At 61.3% G+C, this 21,185-nt stretch carries 19 protein-coding genes; 11 read left to right on the forward strand and 8 right to left on the reverse strand.

What is annotated here, in order from left to right; all coding sequences use genetic code 11:
* Positions 1–26: 26 nt before the first annotated feature.
* The 3 genes from RXV86_RS19190 to RXV86_RS19200 all read right to left on the reverse strand — a co-directional run bounded on the left by RXV86_RS19190 (position 27) and on the right by RXV86_RS19200 (position 2,137).
* Positions 27–1,274: a sirohydrochlorin chelatase gene (locus tag RXV86_RS19190; RefSeq protein WP_316302061.1), complete on the reverse strand. Its 1,248-nt coding sequence runs from the start codon at positions 1,272–1,274 to the stop codon at positions 27–29.
* Positions 1,275–1,278: 4 nt separating this feature from the next.
* Positions 1,279–1,536, reverse strand: a complete 258-nt coding sequence (locus RXV86_RS19195) for a DUF6732 family protein (protein WP_316302063.1) — start codon at positions 1,534–1,536, stop codon at positions 1,279–1,281.
* Between the two features lie 223 nt (positions 1,537–1,759).
* Complete coding sequence (locus RXV86_RS19200) at positions 1,760–2,137, reverse strand: hypothetical protein (protein ID WP_316302064.1); 378 nt, start codon at positions 2,135–2,137, stop codon at positions 1,760–1,762.
* 198 nt (positions 2,138–2,335) lie between these two features.
* On the opposite strand from RXV86_RS19200, the gene RXV86_RS19205 reads away from it, so the two are divergent.
* Genes RXV86_RS19205 through RXV86_RS19220 form a run of 4 tightly spaced genes read left to right on the forward strand, consistent with a single transcriptional unit; the run spans position 2,336 to position 5,810 of the window.
* Complete coding sequence (locus RXV86_RS19205; RefSeq protein WP_316302065.1) at positions 2,336–2,707, forward strand: DUF1636 domain-containing protein; 372 nt, start codon at positions 2,336–2,338, stop codon at positions 2,705–2,707.
* Positions 2,704–3,639, forward strand: coding sequence for a threonine-phosphate decarboxylase (locus RXV86_RS19210; protein WP_316302067.1), 936 nt, complete (start codon positions 2,704–2,706; stop codon positions 3,637–3,639). Before RXV86_RS19205 ends, RXV86_RS19210 begins: the two co-directional genes overlap by 4 nt.
* A 40-nt stretch (positions 3,640–3,679) precedes the next feature.
* Positions 3,680–4,585, forward strand: a complete 906-nt coding sequence (cbiB, locus tag RXV86_RS19215; protein ID WP_316302069.1) for an adenosylcobinamide-phosphate synthase CbiB — start codon at positions 3,680–3,682, stop codon at positions 4,583–4,585.
* Positions 4,586–4,637: 52 nt separating this feature from the next.
* Entirely contained in the window at positions 4,638–5,810 is a 1,173-nt protein-coding gene (locus RXV86_RS19220; RefSeq protein WP_316302070.1) for a lytic murein transglycosylase, read from the forward strand.
* 53 nt (positions 5,811–5,863) lie between these two features.
* Here the strand turns inward: RXV86_RS19220 and RXV86_RS19225 are convergent, their stop codons facing one another.
* A complete protein-coding gene (locus RXV86_RS19225; protein WP_316302072.1) occupies positions 5,864–8,155 on the reverse strand; it encodes a hypothetical protein in 2,292 nt (763 codons plus the stop codon).
* 476 nt (positions 8,156–8,631) lie between these two features.
* Here RXV86_RS19225 and RXV86_RS19230 point away from each other — a divergent pair, with 476 nt between their 5' ends.
* The 5 genes from RXV86_RS19230 (at position 8,632) to recO (ending at position 14,403) form a co-directional block, all read left to right on the forward strand.
* A complete protein-coding gene (locus RXV86_RS19230) occupies positions 8,632–10,116 on the forward strand; it encodes an aldehyde dehydrogenase (protein ID WP_316302074.1) in 1,485 nt (494 codons plus the stop codon).
* Between the two features lie 67 nt (positions 10,117–10,183).
* Complete coding sequence (locus RXV86_RS19235; protein WP_316302076.1) at positions 10,184–11,446, forward strand: aminotransferase class III-fold pyridoxal phosphate-dependent enzyme; 1,263 nt, start codon at positions 10,184–10,186, stop codon at positions 11,444–11,446.
* Complete coding sequence (locus RXV86_RS19240; protein WP_316302078.1) at positions 11,439–12,374, forward strand: phosphotransferase; 936 nt, start codon at positions 11,439–11,441, stop codon at positions 12,372–12,374. The genes RXV86_RS19235 and RXV86_RS19240 overlap by 8 nt, the downstream gene beginning before the upstream one ends.
* 11 nt (positions 12,375–12,385) lie before the next feature.
* Entirely contained in the window at positions 12,386–13,621 is a 1,236-nt protein-coding gene (locus tag RXV86_RS19245; protein WP_316302080.1) for a Tm-1-like ATP-binding domain-containing protein, read from the forward strand.
* A gap of 47 nt (positions 13,622–13,668) precedes the next feature.
* Positions 13,669–14,403, forward strand: a complete 735-nt coding sequence (recO, locus tag RXV86_RS19250) for a DNA repair protein RecO (protein ID WP_316302081.1) — start codon at positions 13,669–13,671, stop codon at positions 14,401–14,403.
* On the opposite strand, the gene RXV86_RS19255 is transcribed toward recO, so the two are convergent.
* Together RXV86_RS19255 and RXV86_RS19260 are read right to left on the reverse strand one after the other, a co-directional pair.
* Complete coding sequence (locus tag RXV86_RS19255; RefSeq protein ID WP_316302083.1) at positions 14,378–14,776, reverse strand: META domain-containing protein; 399 nt, start codon at positions 14,774–14,776, stop codon at positions 14,378–14,380. The two genes, recO and RXV86_RS19255, sit on opposite strands and share 26 nt — an antisense overlap.
* Positions 14,773–15,285, reverse strand: a complete 513-nt coding sequence (locus tag RXV86_RS19260; protein ID WP_316302084.1) for a TetR family transcriptional regulator — start codon at positions 15,283–15,285, stop codon at positions 14,773–14,775. The genes RXV86_RS19255 and RXV86_RS19260 overlap by 4 nt, the downstream gene beginning before the upstream one ends.
* Before the next feature lie 118 nt (positions 15,286–15,403).
* Between RXV86_RS19260 and glpK the strand changes: the two genes are divergently transcribed.
* Complete coding sequence (gene glpK, locus RXV86_RS19265; RefSeq protein WP_316302086.1) at positions 15,404–16,888, forward strand: glycerol kinase GlpK; 1,485 nt, start codon at positions 15,404–15,406, stop codon at positions 16,886–16,888.
* Between the two features lie 471 nt (positions 16,889–17,359).
* Here glpK and RXV86_RS19270 read toward each other — a convergent pair whose 3' ends face one another.
* Positions 17,360–17,548 carry a hypothetical protein gene (locus RXV86_RS19270; protein WP_316302088.1) on the reverse strand — a complete coding sequence of 63 codons (189 nt, stop codon included), beginning with the start codon at positions 17,546–17,548 and terminating at the stop codon, positions 17,360–17,362.
* Between the two features lie 232 nt (positions 17,549–17,780).
* Here RXV86_RS19270 and RXV86_RS19275 point away from each other — a divergent pair, with 232 nt between their 5' ends.
* The gene (locus RXV86_RS19275; protein ID WP_316302090.1) at positions 17,781–20,645 is read left to right on the forward strand and encodes an error-prone DNA polymerase; all 2,865 of its coding nucleotides are present in this window, start codon (positions 17,781–17,783) and stop codon (positions 20,643–20,645) included.
* Here RXV86_RS19275 and trxC read toward each other — a convergent pair.
* A complete protein-coding gene (gene trxC, locus RXV86_RS19280) occupies positions 20,642–21,073 on the reverse strand; it encodes a thioredoxin TrxC (protein WP_316302092.1) in 432 nt (143 codons plus the stop codon). The two genes, RXV86_RS19275 and trxC, sit on opposite strands and share 4 nt — an antisense overlap.
* Positions 21,074–21,185: the final 112 nt, after the last annotated feature.

Raw genomic sequence — 21,185 nt, forward strand, 5'->3', positions numbered from 1 at the left:
TATTTCTGGCAAGAAGAAGGGCGGGGTCAGTGTTTGTGGCTTCGGGCGCTTTCGGGGCCATGCGGGTGTTTGGCGTGGGGGTATTCCGCGTGGTGGTGATGGTGGTGGTCGTGCCCGTGATCATGATGGTCATGGTCATGGTCATGGTCATGGTCGTGGTGATGGTGGTGGCCCATGTCGAGGCGGCATTCGCCGGTGCAGAACGTGTCGCAGAGATTGCAATCGGCAACGTTGGAGCCCGGAGCGTTGGCGCCCTGGCCTTCGACATGATGGTGATGGCTTTCCTGCACTGCGCCGACCTCGGCCTCGAAGCCCAGAACCTGTGTACGGTATTTACACATCACGCATGTGGGCGGCGGGGTGTCGCCATAGGCGGGGTGCGCGGCGCGGTCAGCGGCGTGAATGTGGGTATGTTCTCCATTTTCCAGAGCCAGCACCTGTTCGCGATAGGCGCAGGTGCCGCAATTGGGCGGCGGCATGGCGCCGACCTGTTCGGTGACGCGTTCGGCGAAGGTTTCAAGAACCTTGGGATGATCGTTGAGATAACCCGCCTTGACGAACTGGATGTCTGGATTCATGGCCGCGACCTTGTCGGTGAAGCCGTAGATCCTGTCGATCAGGATGCCGGTGAACAGGAAATAAGGGAAGACAACGATGCGCTTGTAACCCAGTTTCGCGGCATGGGTCAGGCAGGGTTCGACCAGCGGGAAGGTAACGCCGGAATAGCCGACTTCGAGCCAGCCAAAACCCAGACCCTCTTGCAGGAGGCGTGCAACCTTGGCGACGTTGCCGTTGGCGTCCGGGTCGGACGCACCGCGACCGATAACTACAAGGCAGGTTTCCTCGAGCGGTACGTCGCCGTGGGTGGCGTTGGCGGCTTCGACGGCCTCTTGCACACGGGCCCCGGCAGCGGCGATCATCTTGGGGTCAACCCCTAGTTCGCGGCCATAAGTGACGGTGAGGCCGTGCTTTGTGGCGTATGTGTTCAGAACCGTGGGGATGTCGTTCTTGGTGTGCATTGCGGCAAACAGCATGCCGGGTACGGCGAGGATGCGGTCGCAGCCATTTTCGCGCAGTTTGTCGAGGCCGTCGCGGATCACCGGATTGGCAAATTCGAGATAGCCGTATTCGCATTCCCAGCCTTGGGGTAACAGGGCGGGGAGTTTCTCGGCCAGCACCGAAAACTCGTCCACCGCCTCTTGCGAGCGCGAACCGTGGCCGCAGATCATGACGCCAATTTTTTCGGTTGGGTTGGACTGGTCAGTTATGGGCATGAGATCAGGCCTCCTGCGGTTCGGCGTCGATATCGGTTTCGGTGTCTTCGGCGCCGTCATCGGCGTCCGCCTGCGCGTCCTTGTCCTTGCGCGTCTTGGTGGCGTTCCACAGCCCGATGGCAATGGCGGCACCGATGGCCGCCGCACCGAGCCAGTGGTCATGGCCCGCGGCCTCGATCAGGTGGCCGGGATGGGCTTGTGCCATTGTAGCGGGCGCAAGAGCGGCCAGTGCCGTGGCAGTGAGCGGTGTGAAGATGCGCATTTCGGACCCCCGATCCTGATCAAGAATGACCCGAAAAGCCGAAACGCGACGCAAGGCGTACGTGGCCTTGCCTCTGACGACGCAAACGCAGCTCCCCGGGTTGGGTCGAGTTCCGTCTGCACACCTGTCCGGCCCTGTCGGGCTTCGTCACCGGGCGGTATAGGGCGCGGGGGCGGGGGGTGCAATTCCCAATCCGCCGTGCGTTAGGCGCTTTGCGACATGTTCAGGAGGAGGGACAGTTGTGGGACGAGCCGTAATGGTGCGCCATCGCCGCCAGATCCTCGGGCGGGGTATCGGATTGCAGAAAGGCGCAGGCGTTGGGGCAGTGACGAAAAATCGAGCCATCAGAAAAGAAGGTAGTGTTGGTGACGAAGATCACCTTGGCATCGGGTTGGCGGTAGCTGGCGAAATCTGCCACCGCCATCGCGCTGCCGTCTTCGAGCACAATATCGACAACCAGAATGTCGAAATCGGATTTCTGCAGCGCGACCACCGCGTCGGTCTGTCCCTGGCAGAGACAGGTTTCAATGCCCTGCCGCTCCAGATGGCGTTGCCAAAGCTCTCCCAGCTCCTGTGTGCTTTCAACGATGAGCGTTTTCATCCGCTTCCGGCCCGCGAGCGGGCCTGACCCCCTTTGATCCCTGGTGTGCCCGGTTAGCCGGTTAGGTTTTCTTTACCATCGGAGTGCCTCGGAATTGTGAACAAATGGTTAACGTCGGCGAGGCCCTGCTTGTTTCGGGTGCGGAAATCCGCTTCAAGAGCAGCACGAATAGCAATCATGCGAAACAGGCGGTGAAGAATGACAAGTTGGATCACGATCTGCGACACCTGCAAGACCGAGGGCTGGGATGCCGAGACCGCAAAGGTCACAGATGGCGAGGCGCTGGCCGAGAAGATCGAGGCGATGGCCGAGGACCGCGGCGTGCGGACGCGACGGGTGTCCTGCACCATGGGCTGTGACCGGGCCTGCAACATCATCGTTCAGGGGGCGGGCAAGATCGGTTATTCGCTGGGCCGGTTCGCGGCGCGTGATGAAGACGCTCAGGCGATCGTCGATTATGCCGTGCTGCACGGGGCAAGCGAGACCGGGCAGGTGCCATTCCGGGAATGGCCGCAGGGGGTGAAGGGGCATTTTGTGTCTCGCCACGTGCCCGTACCGGAGGCCGAATGAACGGGCGTGATCATGGCGGTGGGATCGACGCCGCCGTTGCCCGTTGGGGCGGCGCGCGCAGTGATTGGATTGACCTGAGCACGGGGATCAACCCGGTGCCCTATCCGGTGGGCGAGGTCTCGGCAGAGGCCTGGACCGCTTTGCCTGATCATGGGGCACTGGAGCGGTTGCTGGCGGCGGCGCGGACATTTTGGGATGTGCCGGAGGGGGTTGAGATCGTCGCAGCGGCTGGGGCTTCGGCGCCGATCGCGGCACTGCCGGGGCTGTGGCCGCAGGGCCGGGTCTGCATTGAAGGACCCACCTACAATGAGCATGAAGCCGCATTTCGCACGGCCGGATGGGACGTGGTTCAGGCCGCCGTTTCAGAAACCGGCGCGCGGGTGATCGTGCATCCCAATAACCCAGATGGTCGATGTTATGGGGCAGCGGATTTGACAGCGCCGGTTATGATAATCGACGAGAGTTTTGCTGATGTGATGCCTTCCCAGTCATTGATAGCACAGGCTGGGCCGGGGCGGGTCGTGCTTAAGAGTTTTGGGAAGTTCTGGGGGCTGGCCGGGGTGCGGTTGGGCTTTGCAATTGGTGGCCGGGAGGAAATTACCCGATTGGGCGAGAGGCTTGGGCCATGGGCCGTGTCCGGTCCGGCGCTGGAGATCGGAGCGCGGGCGCTGGAGGATGAGGCCTGGGCCGAGGCGACGCGAGAGCGGCTGGAGCGTGACGCCATGCGATTGGATCGGTTGATGGAACCACATGGAAAGCTGGTTGGGGGCACCACGCTGTTTCGACTTTATGACGTGGGCGACGCTGCGGCGTTTCAGGGGCGGCTGGCTAGGCAACATACCTGGAGCCGAATTTTCCCCTATTCCGAGCGCTGGGTGCGGTTGGGATTGCCTGGGCCGGAAGGTTGGGAGCGATTGGAGACAGCGTTGTGAGAGAGCGGTGGAGTCAAAACCCGCCCTGCGGAGGACGCAGATGAGCCTTGTGCTTGGTATGCTGCTGGACGCCATTTTCGGTGAACCCCGGGTGATCTGGAGCCGGGTGCCGCATCCGGCGGTGCTGATGGGGCAGGCCGTGGGCTGGTGCGATACCCGGTTCAACGGCGGCGAGATGCGACAGATTAAGGGCGTGATGGTGCTGTTGGTGCTGGTGATCGCATCTGCGGTGCTGGGTTGGATGCTGTCGGCGCTGGGTTGGGTGGTTGAGGCGCTGGTCGTAGCAGTGCTGCTGGCGCAGAAATCGCTGGTGGATCACGTGCAGGCAGTGTCGCAAGGCCTGCGCATGTCGCTGGCCGACGGGCGCCGCGCAGTGGCGATGATTGTGGGCCGTGACACGGGCGAACTGGATCAGGCGGCGGTGTCGCGGGCGGCGATCGAAAGCGCGGCCGAGAACTTCAGTGACGGAGTGCTCGCGCCGGTCTTCTGGTTCATGGTGGCGGGGTTGCCGGGGCTCTTGGTTTACAAGATCACCAATACCGCCGACAGCATGATCGGCTATCGCACCGAGCGACATGAAGCGTTTGGTTGGGCCGCGGCGCGGTTTGATGACCTTTTGAACCTGATTCCGGCACGGCTGACTGCGCTCTTGATGGTGCTGATCCATCGCCGATGGGACGATTGGCGCGAGATTGTCAGAGAGGCGCGCCAGCACCGTTCGCCCAACGCGGGCTGGCCTGAGGCCGCGCTGGCGCGGGTGCTGGACGTGGCGCTATCAGGGCCGCGATCCTATGAGGGCGAGATGCGGGACTTTGCCTGGGTTAATGGCAGCGGTAATCGTGACAGCGGACCACGCGAGATCGAGGCGGCCTGCCGGGCGCTGTGGCAGGTCTGGGCCGGACTGCTGGGCGTGGCGATGATGATGTGGGTTTTCGCACTGGTATGAGGCTTGGAAGCTGTTAACCTTTTTCGGAACGATATCGACGGTAGGTGTAACAATGCGCTTGATTCTGATCGCCGCGGCCCTGGTGGCCGGGGCAAATGCGGCCTTCGCCCAAACTTCTTGTGGTGGCAATTTCTCAAGTTTCGTCAAAGGATTGAAGAAAGAGGCTGTGGCGATGGGCCATGCATCCGCCTCGGTGGACAAGTTCTTTGCCTCGGCACGGATCGACAAGAAGGTGCTCAAGGCCGACCGGGCGCAGGGTGTGTTCCAGATGGATTTCACCACTTTTGCGCGGCGATTGATCAGCTCGGGTCGTCTCAACACAGGACGCTCGAAGGCCAAGCAACATAACCGGGTGTTCGATGCGGTCGAGGCGCGTTACGGCGTGTCACGTGGCGTGCTGCTGGCATTCTGGGCGTTCGAGACGGATTACGGCGGGTTCCAGGGCAATTTCAACACGCTCAATGCCCTGGTGACGCTGGCGCATGATTGTCGCCGTCCGCACCTGTTCCGACCGCAGATTTTCTCGGCGCTGGAGTTGTATGAACGCGGGGACTTCTCGCCCACCCGGACCACGGGCGCCTGGGCCGGGGAAATCGGCATGGTGCAGATGCTGCCCAAGGACATCATTGACAACGGGGTTGACGGTGATGGCGACGGTAAGGTGCGGCTGAAGACCTCGGTGCCGGATGCTTTGATGTCGGGCGGTAAGATGCTGCAGCACCTCGGTTGGCGTGCCGGTGAGCCCTGGCTGCAGGAGGTGGCGGCGCCGTCTAATTTAGACTGGTCCAAGACCGGGCTGAACACGCAGATGAAGGCCAGCGATTGGGCCAAACTGGGGGTGAAACCGCGTCACGGGCAATTGGCTGAGCATCTGCCAGCGTCGATCATCCTGCCGCAGGGGCGCAAGGGTCCAGCCTTTATCGCCTATCCGAATTTTCGGGTTTATTTCGAGTGGAATCAGAGCTTCACCTATGTTCTGACCGCGGCGTACTTTGCCAATCGGCTGGAAGGTGGGCCGGTGTTCAATCCGGGCAAGCCCGACAAGGGGCTGTCAGGCGCGCAGATGAAACAGCTGCAGAAGAAACTGGCACAACGCGGTTATGACGTCGGCAAGATCGACGGCATCCTGGGCGCGGGGACACGGGCGGCGGTGCAGGACGTGCAAAAGAAGTTGGGGATGCCGGCGGATGCCTGGCCGACATTGGCACTGCTCAAGCGGCTTTGAACGGAAGACCCCGGAGGCATGGCCCCCGGGGCTTTGTTGGTTCGGGCTTCAAATTACTCCAGATCGCGCGGTGGCTTCACCGGGTTGAGCAGCTCGCGCAGCCTGCGGGACTCGCTGGCTTTCTGCGAGGCCGGGTTCAACTCCATTTGGCGCAGCTGGCGCAGCGGGAGTTTTTGCCGCTTGCTGGCATTTTCGGCAATCTTGGCCTGCAACGCGACATAGTCCAGGCCGGAGATCTGGCGCATCACCACGCTGACACGGTCAAGCTCGACCTGAAGTTCCGGGCTGGCCTCACGCCGGAGCTGGGCGATGAAGGCGTCGATCCGCTCGGCCATCTTCGCGTCGATCAGCGTGCCGCCTGAGCCTGCGAATTTGTGCAACTGTTCGCGGTTGCCAAGCACGGCGCCGAACTCGGCAAAGCGGCTGGCAATGGCGAAGGCCTCGCGTTGCAGGACGGGCTGATTGAGGATGAGCAGCGCCAGTTCCGGCGAGTTCTCATAGTAGGCCTGGATCATCTGGCGGCCGCCGGAAAACTCGACCATACCCAGATCGCGGAATTGGCGCAGGTCTGAGAGCATTTTCTCGGGTTTTTCCGAAACCGCAGCGGCGACTTTGGAGGCGACGCAGGAGACAGGCTCGGGCACGTTGACCCAGTTATAGTACATGATTTCCTGAGCATCCGAGCGCGAAGAACCGCTGAGATTACCAGAGAGCGATGCCCAGTAGTCCTCGAAGTCGTCATGATACGACCCCCAAAGCGTTTGATTGAGCATGGTTGCCAGGGTCACGCGATTGGCGGTGTTGTCGTCGCCATAATCGTCGCGGCCACGGTCTTGGTTACCGCCATTGTCGTCGTTGGCACTGTCGAGCATGTCGATCAGAGCGGCAGCGACGCGGCCTTCTGTGCGATTGCCATCGCGGTTGGAACTGGAGAAGTTCTCCAGGTTGCGCCCCGGGCTGCCCTCGTTCCAGTTGAAGACGCCATCGGGCCTTATCGAATGCTGGAAGGCGTTGGCCCAGCCTTCCGACCATGCCAGACCGGCGTGCTGGGTCACGTCGTTGAAGCTGTGCGACCCGCCCGGCGAAGGGTTATCGTCACCATAACCGTACCACATGATCGCATGAGCATATTCGTGGTGGAACACGTTGGGGCCATCGATGAACTGTTCCTCGTAGTCGATCTCTTCCCAGAACCTGTCCCAGTGGGTGCCGTCATCGACCGGGTAACAGGTGTCGACGAAACCGGGATCGCGGTCGCCCACGGTGGTGGAGTGATTCCAGGCGGTGTTGAGGAAGTTGAAGACAATCAGCGTGTCGGCATCGGACCCGGCGGTTTCTGATCCGAAGTTCAGGTCGGTGCCTTCGCTGAGGTCGTCATGGGTGGATGATTTCCAGCGATAGGTGCTGTCGATGCCGTCGCAATCCTGAACCCGGAAGCGCGAATTGTTGGTTTCGAACTTGTAGTAGATGTCGCGGCCATCCTGCAGCCAGCCGTCATCGTTGTTGACCGAGACTGACCAGTTGCCGCTCCAGTCGGTGATCGTGGTGCGCAGATGCTCGTCAAATCCGAAATCGTCGTCATAGACCTTGACGGTGGCATTCACCAGCGGTCGCACGGTGCCGTCGAAATCAACGAAGGTAAGCCGTCCGCGCACGGTGATCGGGTCCTCGGGCGACCATGACTTTTCCTCGTTTTGCAGAAGATAGCGTTTCTCCATCTCATCCAGACCCGATGGGCGCACGACAAGCCCCTGGCGTTCGTGCGGCTTGACCAGATCCTGCATGATGTCAGGCAGGCGGATCGCGTCGCCGTCGAGAAGCCGCAGATCGGGATCATCCGGATTGGCGCGCAGATGGTCCTCGAACCGCATGTGACGCGCGTCGCGTTCATCTCGCTGTTTCATCTTGCGGTCGCGGATGCGGACGTCTCCGTTTTCACTGATGTCGACATAGCGCGTCAGCTTGGCCGAGAAGCCTTCTTTCTCGCCACTGCTCCCTTCGAGCAGGAAGGTGACGCGATAACGGCCCGGCTTTTCGGGTTTGAGTGTGTAGGCAAATTCTTTTGCATCACGAGAGATTTCCTCGCGCCTTTCGTCGATGGTCTGGTTGGCAAAGATCGTCTCGCCCAGCAGTTCGACGGTGACGCGCATCAATGGGCTGCCGACTTCGGCCGAATTGGCCAGGGCGATCGCAAGCGTGATGCCATCGGCCGGGTCGCCGCGGAATTGTTCGATCTTGTGGCTGAGTTCAATTGGCCGGGTGGCTTGGTGTGCCAGCGTTGGTGATACAAGTGCCAGTGCGGCGGCGGTGGCAGTAGATAAAAGTAAAGGTCTTGCAAGTTTCATTGTCAGCTCCTGTTGATGAAAAGTCAGAGCTGCTCGCCTCGTGCGCGAAAACTGCGCGAAACAAAATGTGTTGTTCTGCCTTCGAGTGTCGCACGAAACCGAGAGTTTGTGAGGTTGGGAATGCCATACCTTTTCGGGTATTGGCGGAAACTCGCTCAACCGAAAGGTTGAATTCCCCTTTGCACCGGTCTTGTTGTGGACTACCCGGCAGCCGCGGACAGGCAAGCGACAACTGCGGCAAGGATTATCCGCACATCGTTGCAGCTCTGAGCCTTGGCCAAGACGCCCACATGAATGACCCGGGTTTGGAGCTTGTGTCGGCATGGGGGCAGGAATTTCACTTGTTAAAGGAGTTGACAGTGTTGGGTTGCCTCTGTCAGTCTATTTTAGAACCAAAGGTTCATTTAATGAACCGATTGACGATTGAATACCAACGCGCGCGTGTGTAGCAGCCGGCGAAATTCAAAGGACAGGAAATGACCGTTCAAGAGCGTATCAATGCATTGCGGGAAAAAGCCATCGCTGAGCAAAAACTGTTTATCGACGGCAAGTGGGTGGATGGCGAAGGCGAACCGCTTGAGGTGGTCTCGCCGATCGACGGTCAGGTTCTGACTACGGCCGAACGGGCCAGCGCCGCTGATGTGAACCGTGCCGTTGCAGCGGCGCGCCAGGCGTTCGAGGATGGGCGGTGGTCGAAAATGGCGCCAGCCGGGCGCAAGAAGGTGCTGCACCGGATTGCTGATCTAATCGAAGAGCGCGCGATCGAACTGACCGTGCTGGGCGTGCGCGACAACGGCACCGAGTTCAACATGGCCATCAAGGCCGAAGCGGGGTCGGCGGCGGGGACGTTCCGCTATTACGCTGAGGCCGTGGACAAGATTTACGGCGAGGTTGCGCCGACGTCACCGGATGTCTTGGGGTTGGTGCACAAAACGCCAGTGGGGGTTGTAGGGGCGATTGTGCCGTGGAACTTCCCTCTGATGATCGGAGCGTGGAAACTGGCCCCGGCGCTGGCGACGGGCAATTCAGTGGTGCTGAAGCCGGCGGAAACGGCTTCGCTGTCGCTGTTGAACTTGGCCGAGATCTGCGCCGAGGCAGGTCTGCCCGACGGGGTGTTGAATGTGGTAACAGGGCAGGGGTCGGTGACCGGCGAGGCGATTGCCATGTCGATGGACGTGGACGTGCTGGTCTTTACCGGGTCAGGCGGAGTGGGGCGACGGCTGCTGGAATACTCGGCGGCGTCCAATCTGAAACGGGTCTATCTGGAGTTGGGTGGCAAGAGCCCGAACATTGTATTCGCGGATGCGCCGGACCTCGAGAAAGCGGCGGCGGTGTCAGCGGCGGGAATCTTCCGCAATTCGGGGCAGGTCTGTGTCGCCGGATCGCGGCTGCTGGTCGAGCGGTCGATTCATGACGAATTTGTCGACGCCTTGTCCCGGCATGCTGCCGCGTTCAAGGTGGGCGACCCGTTGGATTTGACCTCGCAGATTGGCGCGGTCAATTCCATGGTACAGCTGGAGGGCAACCTTGGATTTGTTTCGGACGCCACGGCGCAAGGGGCCGAATTGGCGCTGGGCGGGGGGCGTATCCTGGAAAGCACCGGGGGCTATTACATGGAACCCACGGTTCTGACCGGGGTGAAGCCCGACGACCGGGTGTTCCGGGAAGAGGTGTTCGGTCCGGTTCTGGCCGTGACCGCATTTGACAGCGACGAGGAGGCCATCGCCTTGGCCAATGGCACGGATTACGGGCTCTCTGCCGGGGTCTGGACAGGAAGCCTCAGCCGCACACACAAGATGGTGGCGGGGATACGTTCAGGGATAGTGCACGTGAACACCTATGGTGGCTCGGACAACACGGTGCCGCTGGGCGGGGTTAAACAGTCGGGCAATGGCCATGACAAGTCGATGCATGCGATAGAGAAGTATCTGGACCTGAAAACGGCCTGGATCCAGTTGTGAGCGCGCCACGGTTTTTGGTACGAAGAATCGGCGTATGTGGGCCGATGATGTGCAAAAGGGGAGAGCGATGACAGAGGCTTTGCTTGAGCGCCGCGAGCGCCTATTGGGGCCGCGTATGACCACGTTTTATGACGAACCGTTGCATCTTGTACGCGGCGCAGGCACGAGGCTTTGGGATGCAGAGGGACGCGAGTATCTCGATTGCTACAACAATGTTCCGCATGTGGGCCATTGCCACACCAAGGTGGTCGACGCAATCTGTGCGCAGGCGGCGATGCTCAACACCCATACGCGGTACCTGCATGACGGGATCGTCGACTATGCCGAGGACCTGACCAGCACATTTGCCGATCCGCTAAATGCGATGATGTTCACCTGCACCGGGTCCGAGGCAAATGACATAGCCTTGCGTATGGCCCGCGCGATGACGGGTCAAACCGGCGTGATTGTCACCGATCATACCTACCACGGAAATACCGATGCGGTGAGCCAGTTGAGCAGCACAAACCCGCCGCCCAACCGTTGGGACAATATCGAGTTCGTGCCTGCACCGGACAGTTACCGGCCAATGTCGTCCGAGGATTGGGCCGGACATGTAAAGGCCGCAATTTCCAGGTTGGAAGAGCGGGGCCACGGGGTGTCGGCGCTGCTGATTTGCCCGTTCTTCGCCAATGAAGGGTTTCCCGACTTGCCCTCGGGTTGGGTCGTGCCTGCCGTCGAGGCGGTGCGTGCGGCTGGTGGCATGGTCATCGCCGACGAGGTGCAGCCGGGCTTTGGCCGCTTGGGCACGCATTTCTGGGGACACGAAAAAGCCGGTTTCCTGCCCGAGATTGCCACACTGGGCAAACCGATGGGCAACGGGCATCCGGTGGCGGGGGTTGTGACCTCGCGATCCGTAATGGAGGCGTTTCGGAAAACCTTTCGCTATTTCAATACCTTCGGTGGGAACCCGGTGAGCATGGCGGCGGCGCAGGCCACGTTGGACGTGATCCGCGAGGAGGGATTGCAGGAAAACGCCCGCGTCGTGGGGGATTATGTCCGTGAGGGGCTGCGTGACTTGGCCTCACGCCATGAATGTATCGGCGATGTGCGTGGCTCGGGCCTGTTCCTTGGGGCCGAACTGGTGCTGGATCGTGATGCCAAAACCCCGGCGACGGCGTTCACCAAACAGGTCGCCAACGCGGTGCGCCAAAAAGGGGTGCTGATGAACTTTCTCGGCATCCATTACAACGTGCTGAAAATCCGCCCGCCGATGGTGTTTTCTCGCGGGGACGCCGACAGGATGTTAAAGGCCGTCGACCAGGCTTTGTCGGAGGTGCCGCTTGCTTGATCTGGCGAGAGAAGCGGCGGGTCTTTGGGGCCTGGGGCATGCGCATGTCGAATTGGCGGCGCAGCGTGAAAACGTCGTGTTTCGCGTCACATCGCCCGAAGGGTATCTGGCGCTGAGATTTCACCGGCCCGGGTATCGCGACGCGGCGCAGCTGACGTCCGAGTTGCAATGGATGGACATGCTGGCCCGGGGCGGGCTGAGCGTGCCCGGCCCGATCCCTGCCGAGGACGGAGCGTTGATCCAAGCCCAGGGCAAGTACCTGATAGATATGCTGAAATGGCTACCCGGAAAACCCTTGGGTAAGGCCGGTGAATTGCGCGGGGTGACGGACCGGGCTGACTTTTGCCACAAGCTGGGGGCGCAGATGGCCCTGATGCATGGGTTGAGCGATGAATGGGTGCGGCCGCAAGGGTTTACCCGGCCAAGCTGGGATCGTGCGGGGCTGTTGGGCGAGGCACCGCTGTGGGGGCGGTTCTGGGATCATCCGCATTTGAGCGATGCCGAGCGCGCGTTGTTGCTGGAGGTGCGGCAACATGCGGATGCGGCGTTGGCGGCGACTGAACCACATGCCGATTTCGGGCTGATCCATGCCGATTTGCTGAGTGAAAACATGCTGTTCGATGGCACGCGCCTGTCGTTTATCGATTTTGACGATGGCGGGTTTGGCTTTCGCGATTTCGAATTGGCGACCTTTTTGATGCGCTATGAGGATGCCTCTGACTATGCCGAGCTGCGCGCGGCGCTGTGTGAGGGCTATGCCACGCGGCGCAAGGTCAGACTCGACCAGCTGGACCTGTTCATATTGCTGCGGGCGCTGACTTATCCCGGTTGGATCATGGATCGACTGGGCGAACCGGGGGCAAAGGAAAGATCGGAACGGGCCATAGCGACCGCGGCGACACTGGCGCGGCGATGGCTTGGGAGATGAGGAGAGAGAACTTGACGGACGCAAAAACCATATTGGTTGTCGGCACGTACGACACCAAGGATGATGAACTTGGTTACTTGACAAGCTGTATCGAAGGACAGGGCGGCAAGGTGTTGTCGATGGATGTGAGTGTATTGGGAGATCCGTCTCAACCGACCAACTACTCCAAGCATGATGTTGCCGAAGAAGGTGGGTCGAGCATCCAGGCCGCCATCGACAGCGGCGACGAAAACCACGCCATGCAAATCATGGCGGACGGGGCAGCATTGCTGGCGTTGCGGCTCTATCGTGAAGGCAAAGTGGATGGGGTGATCCTGTTGGGTGGTTCGATGGGGACCGACCTGGCGCTGGATGTCTGCGCCGCGCTGCCCTTGGGCGTGCCGAAGTACGTGGTCTCGACCGTGTCGTTTTCCCACATGCTGCCGCCCGAGCGGCTGGCGCCGGATATCCAGATGATCCTCTGGGCCGGGGGGCTTTATGGATTGAATTCGATCTGCAAGGCGTCGCTCAGTCAGGCTGCGGGCGCAGTTCTGGGCGCGGCGCGGGCGGTAGAGAAACCGAGCTTCGACAAGCCCTTGATCGGCATGACATCCTTTGGAAAAACCGTGCTGCGCTATATGGTTACGCTGAAGCCGGCGCTGGAAGAGCGCGGCTTTGAAGTGGCCGTGTTCCATGCTACCGGCATGGGTGGGCGAGCATTTGAAGGGTTGGCCGCCGAGGGGGCCTTTGCCTGCGTTTTCGACTTTGCCCCGCAGGAGGTGGTGAACCACCACTTCGGCTCGGGCATCACCGCCGGATCGGACCGGATGACCAACGCGGGCGCCAAGGGGATTCCGCAACTTGTGGCACCAGGGTGTTATGACCTGGTGGATTTTGTCGGCTGGATGGACCCGCCTGCGCGGTTGGCGGGCAGACCGATCCATGCGCATAACCGACTGTTGACCTCGGCGGTGATCGACACGGACGAACGGCGCGAGGTGGCCGGGGTGATCTGTGAAAAGCTGTCCGGCGCCAAGGGACCGGTCGAGTTTCTGTTGCCGCTTCAGGGTTGCAACGAATGGGACCGCGAGGGTGCCGACCTGCATGATGCCGATGGGCTGGCGGCGTTCTGCGACGGGATCCGTCACAGCTGCCCAGGCAACGTCACCCTGCATGAGTTGGACACCCATATCAACGACGCCGGTTTTTCTGCCAAGGCATTGGCAATATTTGACGAATGGGTTGCGCAAGGGATCGTGAAGGTCTGAAGATTTCAAGCCTGTTCGCCGGGCAGTACACGGGCTAACCTGTCGTCATGGAATGGCGGGATCACGGGATATTGCTGGCGCTCAGGCGCCATGGCGAGACCAGCGCCATCATCGAGGTTTTCACCGAACATCACGGGCGTCATGCGGGCGTGGTGCGCGGCGGGACCAGCCGCAAGATTGCGCCGGTCCTGCAGCCCGGCGCACAGTTGGATGTGACCTGGCGGGCGCGGCTTGAGGATCATATCGGTACGTTCCAGGTGGAACCGATACGGTCGCGCGCGGCACAGGTGATGGGTTCGAGATTGGCGCTGGCGGGGCTGAATGCGGTGGCGGGGCTGTTGAGTTTCTGCCTGCCCGAGCGCGAGGCGCATGGGCGGTTTTATCACCGGACAGAACCCCTGTTGGATTTGCTGGGCGAGGATGAGGTATGGCCGCTGGCCTATCTGCGCTGGGAAATGGCTTTGCTGGACGAGATGGGGTTCGGGGTGGACCTGTCGGAATGCGCGGTGACAGGCGCGCGCGAGGGTCTGTGTTACGTATCGCCCAAATCGGGGCGGGCGGTGTCCGATGCGGGGGCCGGGGAATGGGCCGACCGGTTGTTGCCTTTGCCTGGCGTAATGCTGGGACAGGGCGAAGCACCGGACGAGGAAGTTGCGCAAGGGTTTGAAACAACGGGGTATTTCCTGCGACACAAACTGGCGCAAGAACTGGTGCACCGGCCCCTGCCCGAGGCGCGGCAGCGGTTCGTGGACCTGTTCACTCGTCGGGTTTCGCAGGGGTGAACCGCATGACCTGCCCATCCTCACCACGCAGGGAGAGTTCGTTTTCGCCAATCTCGGCAGTTGTCATTTTTCCGAGTGATTGCAGAAACAGAGTTTCGGCCTGCAGCGCTGGGCAGGCCATACGCGTGGCGGCGATCTCTTCAGCCTTGAACCACGGGTAGGCGCTCCGCATCGTGCCGACAAAGCGATTGCAGGGGGCCTGCCCCTCGATCCGCCCGGGCCGCGGGAAGCGCAGCAGGGCCCTGTCGGTAAAGGGTTTTCCGTTCAGTTCGACAAGCTGCCAAAGCCGGTCGGGTGCATCATAGGGGCTGTGGTTCTTGTGGGCCATGATGGGTTGGGCGAGCAGCGCCAGGACCAGGGCAAGGCGTATCATCTAAGGGCCAGAACAAGATCGACAAGGGTTTCCAGCGCGGTGGCGTTGTCGCCGTTGCCGGGCAGGGCGGCCATACCGACACTGGCGGCATAGAGTGCACGGGCGAGATCCGGATTGGAGATGCCGAAATCACGCAACAGGGCGGCAGTGGCGTCAAGCCGCAAGTGATCGATTTCGGTCAATTGTGCAGATGCAGAAACATTGCTCCGGGCCCAGACCCGCATTTCCGGTTCGGCCGGGATGGGTGCGGCGATCATCGCCAATCGGTCTGCGACAGGGCCTGTGGCCTCGAGCGCGTCGACCAGTGCCCCTGCGGCGCGGCGCTTCCACGTGCCAGCAAGTTGGGCATGATAATCCGGCAAGTCCTTGAAGTGCCAGTAAAATGATCCCTTCGTTGCGCCGATCTGACGGGCCAGGGGCTCGGCGCCAAGTGCAGCAGGGCCGTGTTTTTCCAGGGCGTTCAGCCCGGCCTCGATCCAGAGATCCGGCGAAAGACGTTGCTTTTTCATGCGGCGACCGTACGTCCGCGTACTTTATTGTGCAAGTGCAGCATGGTCGCAGGTGAGGCTTGCAACGGGGGGCAGTTGAACAGAAGATCGTGGGCAAAGGTTAAAGGGAGCGCACGGTATGGGACATATCCTTGCCATCGACCAGGGCACGACATCCAGCCGGGCCATCATTTTCGACGCGGATATGGCGGTGGTGGCCACGGGACAGGAGGAATTTGCCCAGCATTTTCCGCGCTCGGGTTGGGTTGAACACGATCCGGCGGACCTGTGGGGCACTGTTCTGCGGTCCTGCCGACAATCGATTGAGACGGCTGGGATTTCTGCCAGCGACATTGCCGGGATCGGGATCACCAACCAGCGCGAGACAACGCTGGTCTGGGATCGCAAGACCGGGGCACCGGTTTACAATGCGATCGTCTGGCAGGATCGGCGCACGGCGGATCACTGCAGGACGCTGCGTGAGGCGGGGCACGAACCGATGATCCGTGGCCGCACCGGGTTACTGCTGGACCCATATTTCTCGGGCACGAAACTGGCCTGGATATTGGACCATGTCGACGGGGCGCGGGCACGGGCCGAGGCTGGCGAGCTGGTGTTCGGCACCGTCGATAGTTGGCTGATCTGGCAACTGACGGATGGTCGGGTGCATGCCACGGATGCGACAAACGCGGCGCGCACGATGCTGTATAATATCGTGGACGGGCAATGGGATAGCGAGATTTGCGCGTTGTTGAGCATCCCGATGGGCATGCTGCCGGAGGTCAGGGATTGCGCAGATGATTTCGGGGTGACGGCGGGGGATATCCTGGATGCGGAACTGCCGATCCTGGGGGTGGCAGGAGATCAACAGGCGGCGACGATCGGGCAGGCCTGTTTTGAGCCGGGGATGATGAAATCGACCTATGGTACGGGATGCTTTGCCCTGCTCAACACCGGGGGCACGCTGGTTCAGTCGCAAAACAAGCTATTGGGAACAATTGCTTATCGGCTGGATGGGGCGACAACCTACGCGCTGGAAGGGTCGATCTTTGTCGCCGGCGCGGTGGTGCAGTGGCTGCGCGACGGGCTCAGGATCATCGACGAGGCCAGTGAGACGGCGGCGCTAGCCGCGGCGGCGGACCCCGAGCAGGAGGTCATAATGGTGCCCGCCTTCACCGGGCTTGGGGCGCCTTACTGGGACGCGGAGTGTCGGGGTGCGGTGTTTGGATTAACCCGGGGTACGGGTCGGGAAGAGTTGGCAAAGGCGGCGTTGGAAAGTGTGGGATTTCAAACACTTGATCTGTTGAGGGCGATGCGGGCGGATTGGCCGGAGGGGGCCGGGGAGACGGTTCTGAGGGTCGATGGTGGTATGGTGAACAGCGATTGGTCGATGCAGTTCCTGTCGGACATCCTTGCCGCCCCGGTGGACCGCCCGTCGGTTGTGGAAACCACAGCATTGGGCGCGGCGTGGCTGGCGGGGATGCGCGCCGGAATCTATCGGGATAAACAAGAGTTTGCCGCATCCTGGGCACTGCAACGCCGGTTCGAACCGGAGATGCCAGAGGACGTCCGCACCCGGCGCTACGCCGCTTGGCAGGATGCGGTGCGGCGAACGCTGACATAAAGGGTTAATGGCTCCGTGCGATGGGTGCGAACAGGGGCTGGCATCGGTCTGCTTTCTGTCGGGTATCCGTCGGGCGTTTTTTCCTTCTTAAGTTAATAACACCGGGAGTTAATGCACCGGGCGGTGGGATAGGATTGGAACCGGGTATGGTGCGCAGTGAATGGGCACCTTACTTGGCTTTGTCAGGAGCATAGGAAGTGGCAAGGGCCTTGCGCCGTTCTGGCGCCCGTGTGTCTTCGTCACGAAGACCCTTGCCGTTGTCCCGTTTTCGGGACCCCGCCGGTCGGCCTTTGCCGATGCTTACGGGATGCCCTCGGGGCACGTTTCTTACTTGGGCGGCCATCGGTGGTTTCGCCGGTGCCGCATCTTTTAAGTTAGGCGGTTAACCTTAACGAAACGTAACCAGCGTCTTTTTCTCGAAAGGCTTTAGGGGTTCGTATGTACCCTTGGCCCCTGCCCCTTGGGGCAAGATTACCACTTGGGAAGTTTTCGAACGACGAATGGTTTGCAGGCCTCGTTGATGATCTCTGCTTCGCCCGACGTAAGCAGCGGTTCGAGTGCCACCAATTCTTCTTTGGAGAGGTTGTCCAACTGCAGCCGACTTCCGCCAAATATTCTTTGGCGCATTTCATCGGCTGCGGTTTTTGTGTTTGAACCCATGAAATACGGTAGCACAAAACCGGTTTAATGTCACTTGAGCGTAGGAAGCACTTCGTCCAGATGGCTGGCGTTCGACCAGTTTTTTTGGCCTGTGCTTGAGTGTCCAATTTTTCATTTGAGATCGGAGTGGGTCAAGTCAGTGCTTGGAGAGGACGACGATTTCAATTTCTTGGCTTGCTCAATCAGCACTCTCGCAAAAAGAACAAAACGTGAATATACTCCTGAGTCGATCATGTTTACCGAACTCTGCGCCATATCGAATTTCACCTTCCTAACCGGGGCGTCACACCCGGAGGAATATATGCACCAGGCCGCCCGGCTGGGGCTGGATGCGCTGGCGATTGCCGATGTGAACACGGTGGCCGGGATCGTGCGGGCGCATACGGCGGCGCGGGCGATGTCGCGTGAGGTGCAGGAGCGACAGGAAATCGAGGCGCAGGATGGATTGATCGGGCCGCCCGCACCGGAAGGCTGTCCGCCACCGATAGAGCCGGTGTTGCCGCGTCTGATCCCGGCGGCGCGGCTGGAGTTTGTCGAGGGGGTCCGGATGGTGGCTCTACCGGAGAACCGGAAGGGCTGGGCCAGCCTGTGCCGCCTGATCAGCAAGGGGCGGCTGAGGGCCGAGAAGGGGGCCTGCCTGCTGCATCTGGACGATCTGAGGGCGCATCACGACGGGTTGCAGTTCCTGTTGCTGCCGCCAGAGGGGCGCGATTGGCATCTCGAAGAGCGGTTGGCCAAGCGGTTTGCCGGAAGGATGCACCTGGTCCTGGCGCCGCGTTATGACGGGCGGGATCAGGCGCGATTCAAAGCGTTGAGCAAGCGGGCCGGAGAGATGGGTCTGCCGACGCTGGCCTCGGGGTTGCCGATCATGCATCGCGGGCGGCGACGGCGGTTGCGCGACGTGATGACAGCGATCCGGTTGAAGACGCGGGTGGATCGGCTGGGGCATGAGGCGTTGCCCAATGCGGAACAGCGGCTGCGCTCGGAGGCGGAAATGCTGCGGCTGTTTCGCGGGTTCGAGGGCGCGGTGCACCGGGCGGGGGCATTGGCGGAGCGGTTGGCGTTTTCACTGGATGAGCTGCGGTACGAATATCCCTCGGAGGTGGCCGAGAACGAGACCCCGACCGAGCGGCTGCGACGATTGGCGGTCAAGGGGTTGCGGGCGCGTTATCCGGGATCGGTGCCCGAGCGGGTCAGGGGCATGCTGGAGCATGAGTTGGCACTGATCGCCAAGCTGAAATACGAGCCCTATTTCCTGACCGTGCATGACGTTGTGGATTTCGCCCGGGGACGCGACATCCTATGCCAGGGGCGGGGATCGGCGGCCAATTCGGTGACTTGCTATGCGTTGGGCGTGACCGAAGTCAGCCCAGAGATCGGCACCATGGTGTTCGAGCGCTTTGTATCCGAGGCGCGGGACGAGCCGCCCGATATCGACGTGGATTTCGAGCATGAACGCCGCGAAGAGGTGATCCAGCATATTTACGAGCGTTACGGGCGGCATCGCGCGGGGCTGTGTGCGACGGTGGTGCATTATCGCGGCAAGCGGGCCATTCGCGAGGTGGGCCGGGCGATGGGGCTGTCCGAGGATACGATTGCAGCCATGGCCTCGCAGCTATGGGGATTCTATGCCGATCCCAAGATGGAGCACCAGCGGATGCGCGAGATCGGGCTGGACCCCACTGACCGGCGGCTGGCGCAGACCATGGCTCTGGTGCACGAGATCAACGGCTTTCCCCGCCACCTGAGCCAGCATGTCGGCGGGTTCATCATGACCGAGGGGCGGCTGGATGAGCTGGTGCCGATTGAAAACGCGACGATGGAGGACCGCACGGTCATCTGCTGGGACAAGGATGATATCGACACGCTGGGCATTCTGAAGGTCGATGTTCTGTCGCTTGGCATGCTGACCTGTATTCGCAAGGCGCTGGATCTGATGCGGCAGCATCTGGGGCTGGATCACACGCTGGCGTCGCTTCCGGTGGAAGATTCCCGCGTCTATGACATGCTGTGCCGGGCCGATGCGATCGGGGTGTTCCAGGTGGAAAGCCGGGCGCAGATGAATTTCCTTCCAAGGATGCGGCCAAGGACCTTTTATGACCTGGTGATCGAGGTGGCGATCATCCGGCCCGGCCCGATCCAGGGGGATATGGTGCATCCGTTCATTCGGCGCAGGAATGGCGAGGAGAAGGTGGAGTTTCCCTCGGATGCCTTGGGCGAGGTGCTGGGCAAGACGCTGGGGGTGCCGCTGTTCCAGGAACAGGCGATGCAGATTGCCATCATCGGGGCGGGGTTCACGCCGACCGAGGCAGACCGGCTGCGCCGTTCGCTGGCGACGTTCAAGAAGCACGGCACGGTGAGTGATTTTCGCACGCGGTTTATCAAGGGGATGCGCGACAACGGCTATGATGACGATTTTGCCGAGCGGTGCTTTTCCCAGATCGAGGGGTTTGGATCCTATGGGTTTCCCGAAAGCCACGCGGCGAGTTTTGCCCTGTTGGCCTACGCCAGCGCCTGGATCAAATGCCACCACCCCGGCCTGTTTGCCTGTGCTTTGCTGAACTCGCAACCGATGGGGTTTTATGCGCCGGCCCAGATCATCCGCGATGCCCGTGAACACGGGGTCGAGGTACGGCCGATCTGTGTGCAGGAGAGTTACTGGGACAACGTGATGGAACCCGATGGCAAGGGGGGATTGGCGCTGCGGCTGGGGTTCCGGCAGATCAAGGGGCTGAAGCAAGAGGACGCCGGGTGGGTCTCGGCGGCGCGGGGCAATGGATACCGCTCGGTCGAGGACCTGTGGCGGCGGGCGGGGCTGCCGCCCTTTGTCATTGCCCGGCTGGCCGAGGCGGATGTGTTCGCCGCGCTGGGGATGAGCAGGCGCGAGGCACTATGGGCGGCCAAGGCGATCCCGACCGCCGAGGCGCTGCCCTTGTTTGCGTTGGATATGGATGGGGAGGCCATCAATGAGCCCGAGGTGAGCCTGCCGCGGATGAGCCTTGGCGAAGAAGTGGTCGAGGATTACGTCTCGACCCGGTTCTCGCTCAAGGCGCATCCGATGGCGTTGCTGCGCCCGCTATTGGATGCCGGTGCTTAAACCGCGCCCTGCACCCAGTTGACGATGGCAGGGGCTTGCATCGCGCCGGATTGGCGGGCCTTCTCGCGACCTGATTTGAACCCGGCCATGGTCGGGATGCCACGGATGCCGTATTTCTGACCGGCCTGCGGATATTCCTCGGTATTGAGCTTCACCAGCCGGGCCTTGCCTGCGAGCGTGGTTGCCGCCTTGGAGAACTCGGGTGCCATCATCCGGCAGGGGCCGCACCACGGGGCCCAGAAATCCACCACGAGGGGAAGATCGTCGTTGCGCGCGGCCTTTTGCAGGGTGGCAAAGTCGACTTCGACCGCTTTGGACGACACCATCTTGGTGCCGCAGGTGCCACATTTCGCCCCGTCGAGTTTCTCGGCCGGGACCCGGTTGACCTGGCCGCAATCAAGGCAGGTCAGTTTCATGGATTGGGCCATCTGAGCCTCCATCAATTCACATTCGAAATGCAATATATGTTTGAGAGTGTAAATGTGAAGCCCCGCCCGCCCCTCTTTCTTGGCAAAAATACTCAAATCCCGACAGGGCCAC

The sequence above is a fragment of the Aliisedimentitalea sp. MJ-SS2 genome (assembly GCF_032586155.1).
GTDB lineage: Bacteria > Pseudomonadota > Alphaproteobacteria > Rhodobacterales > Rhodobacteraceae > JAWHTC01.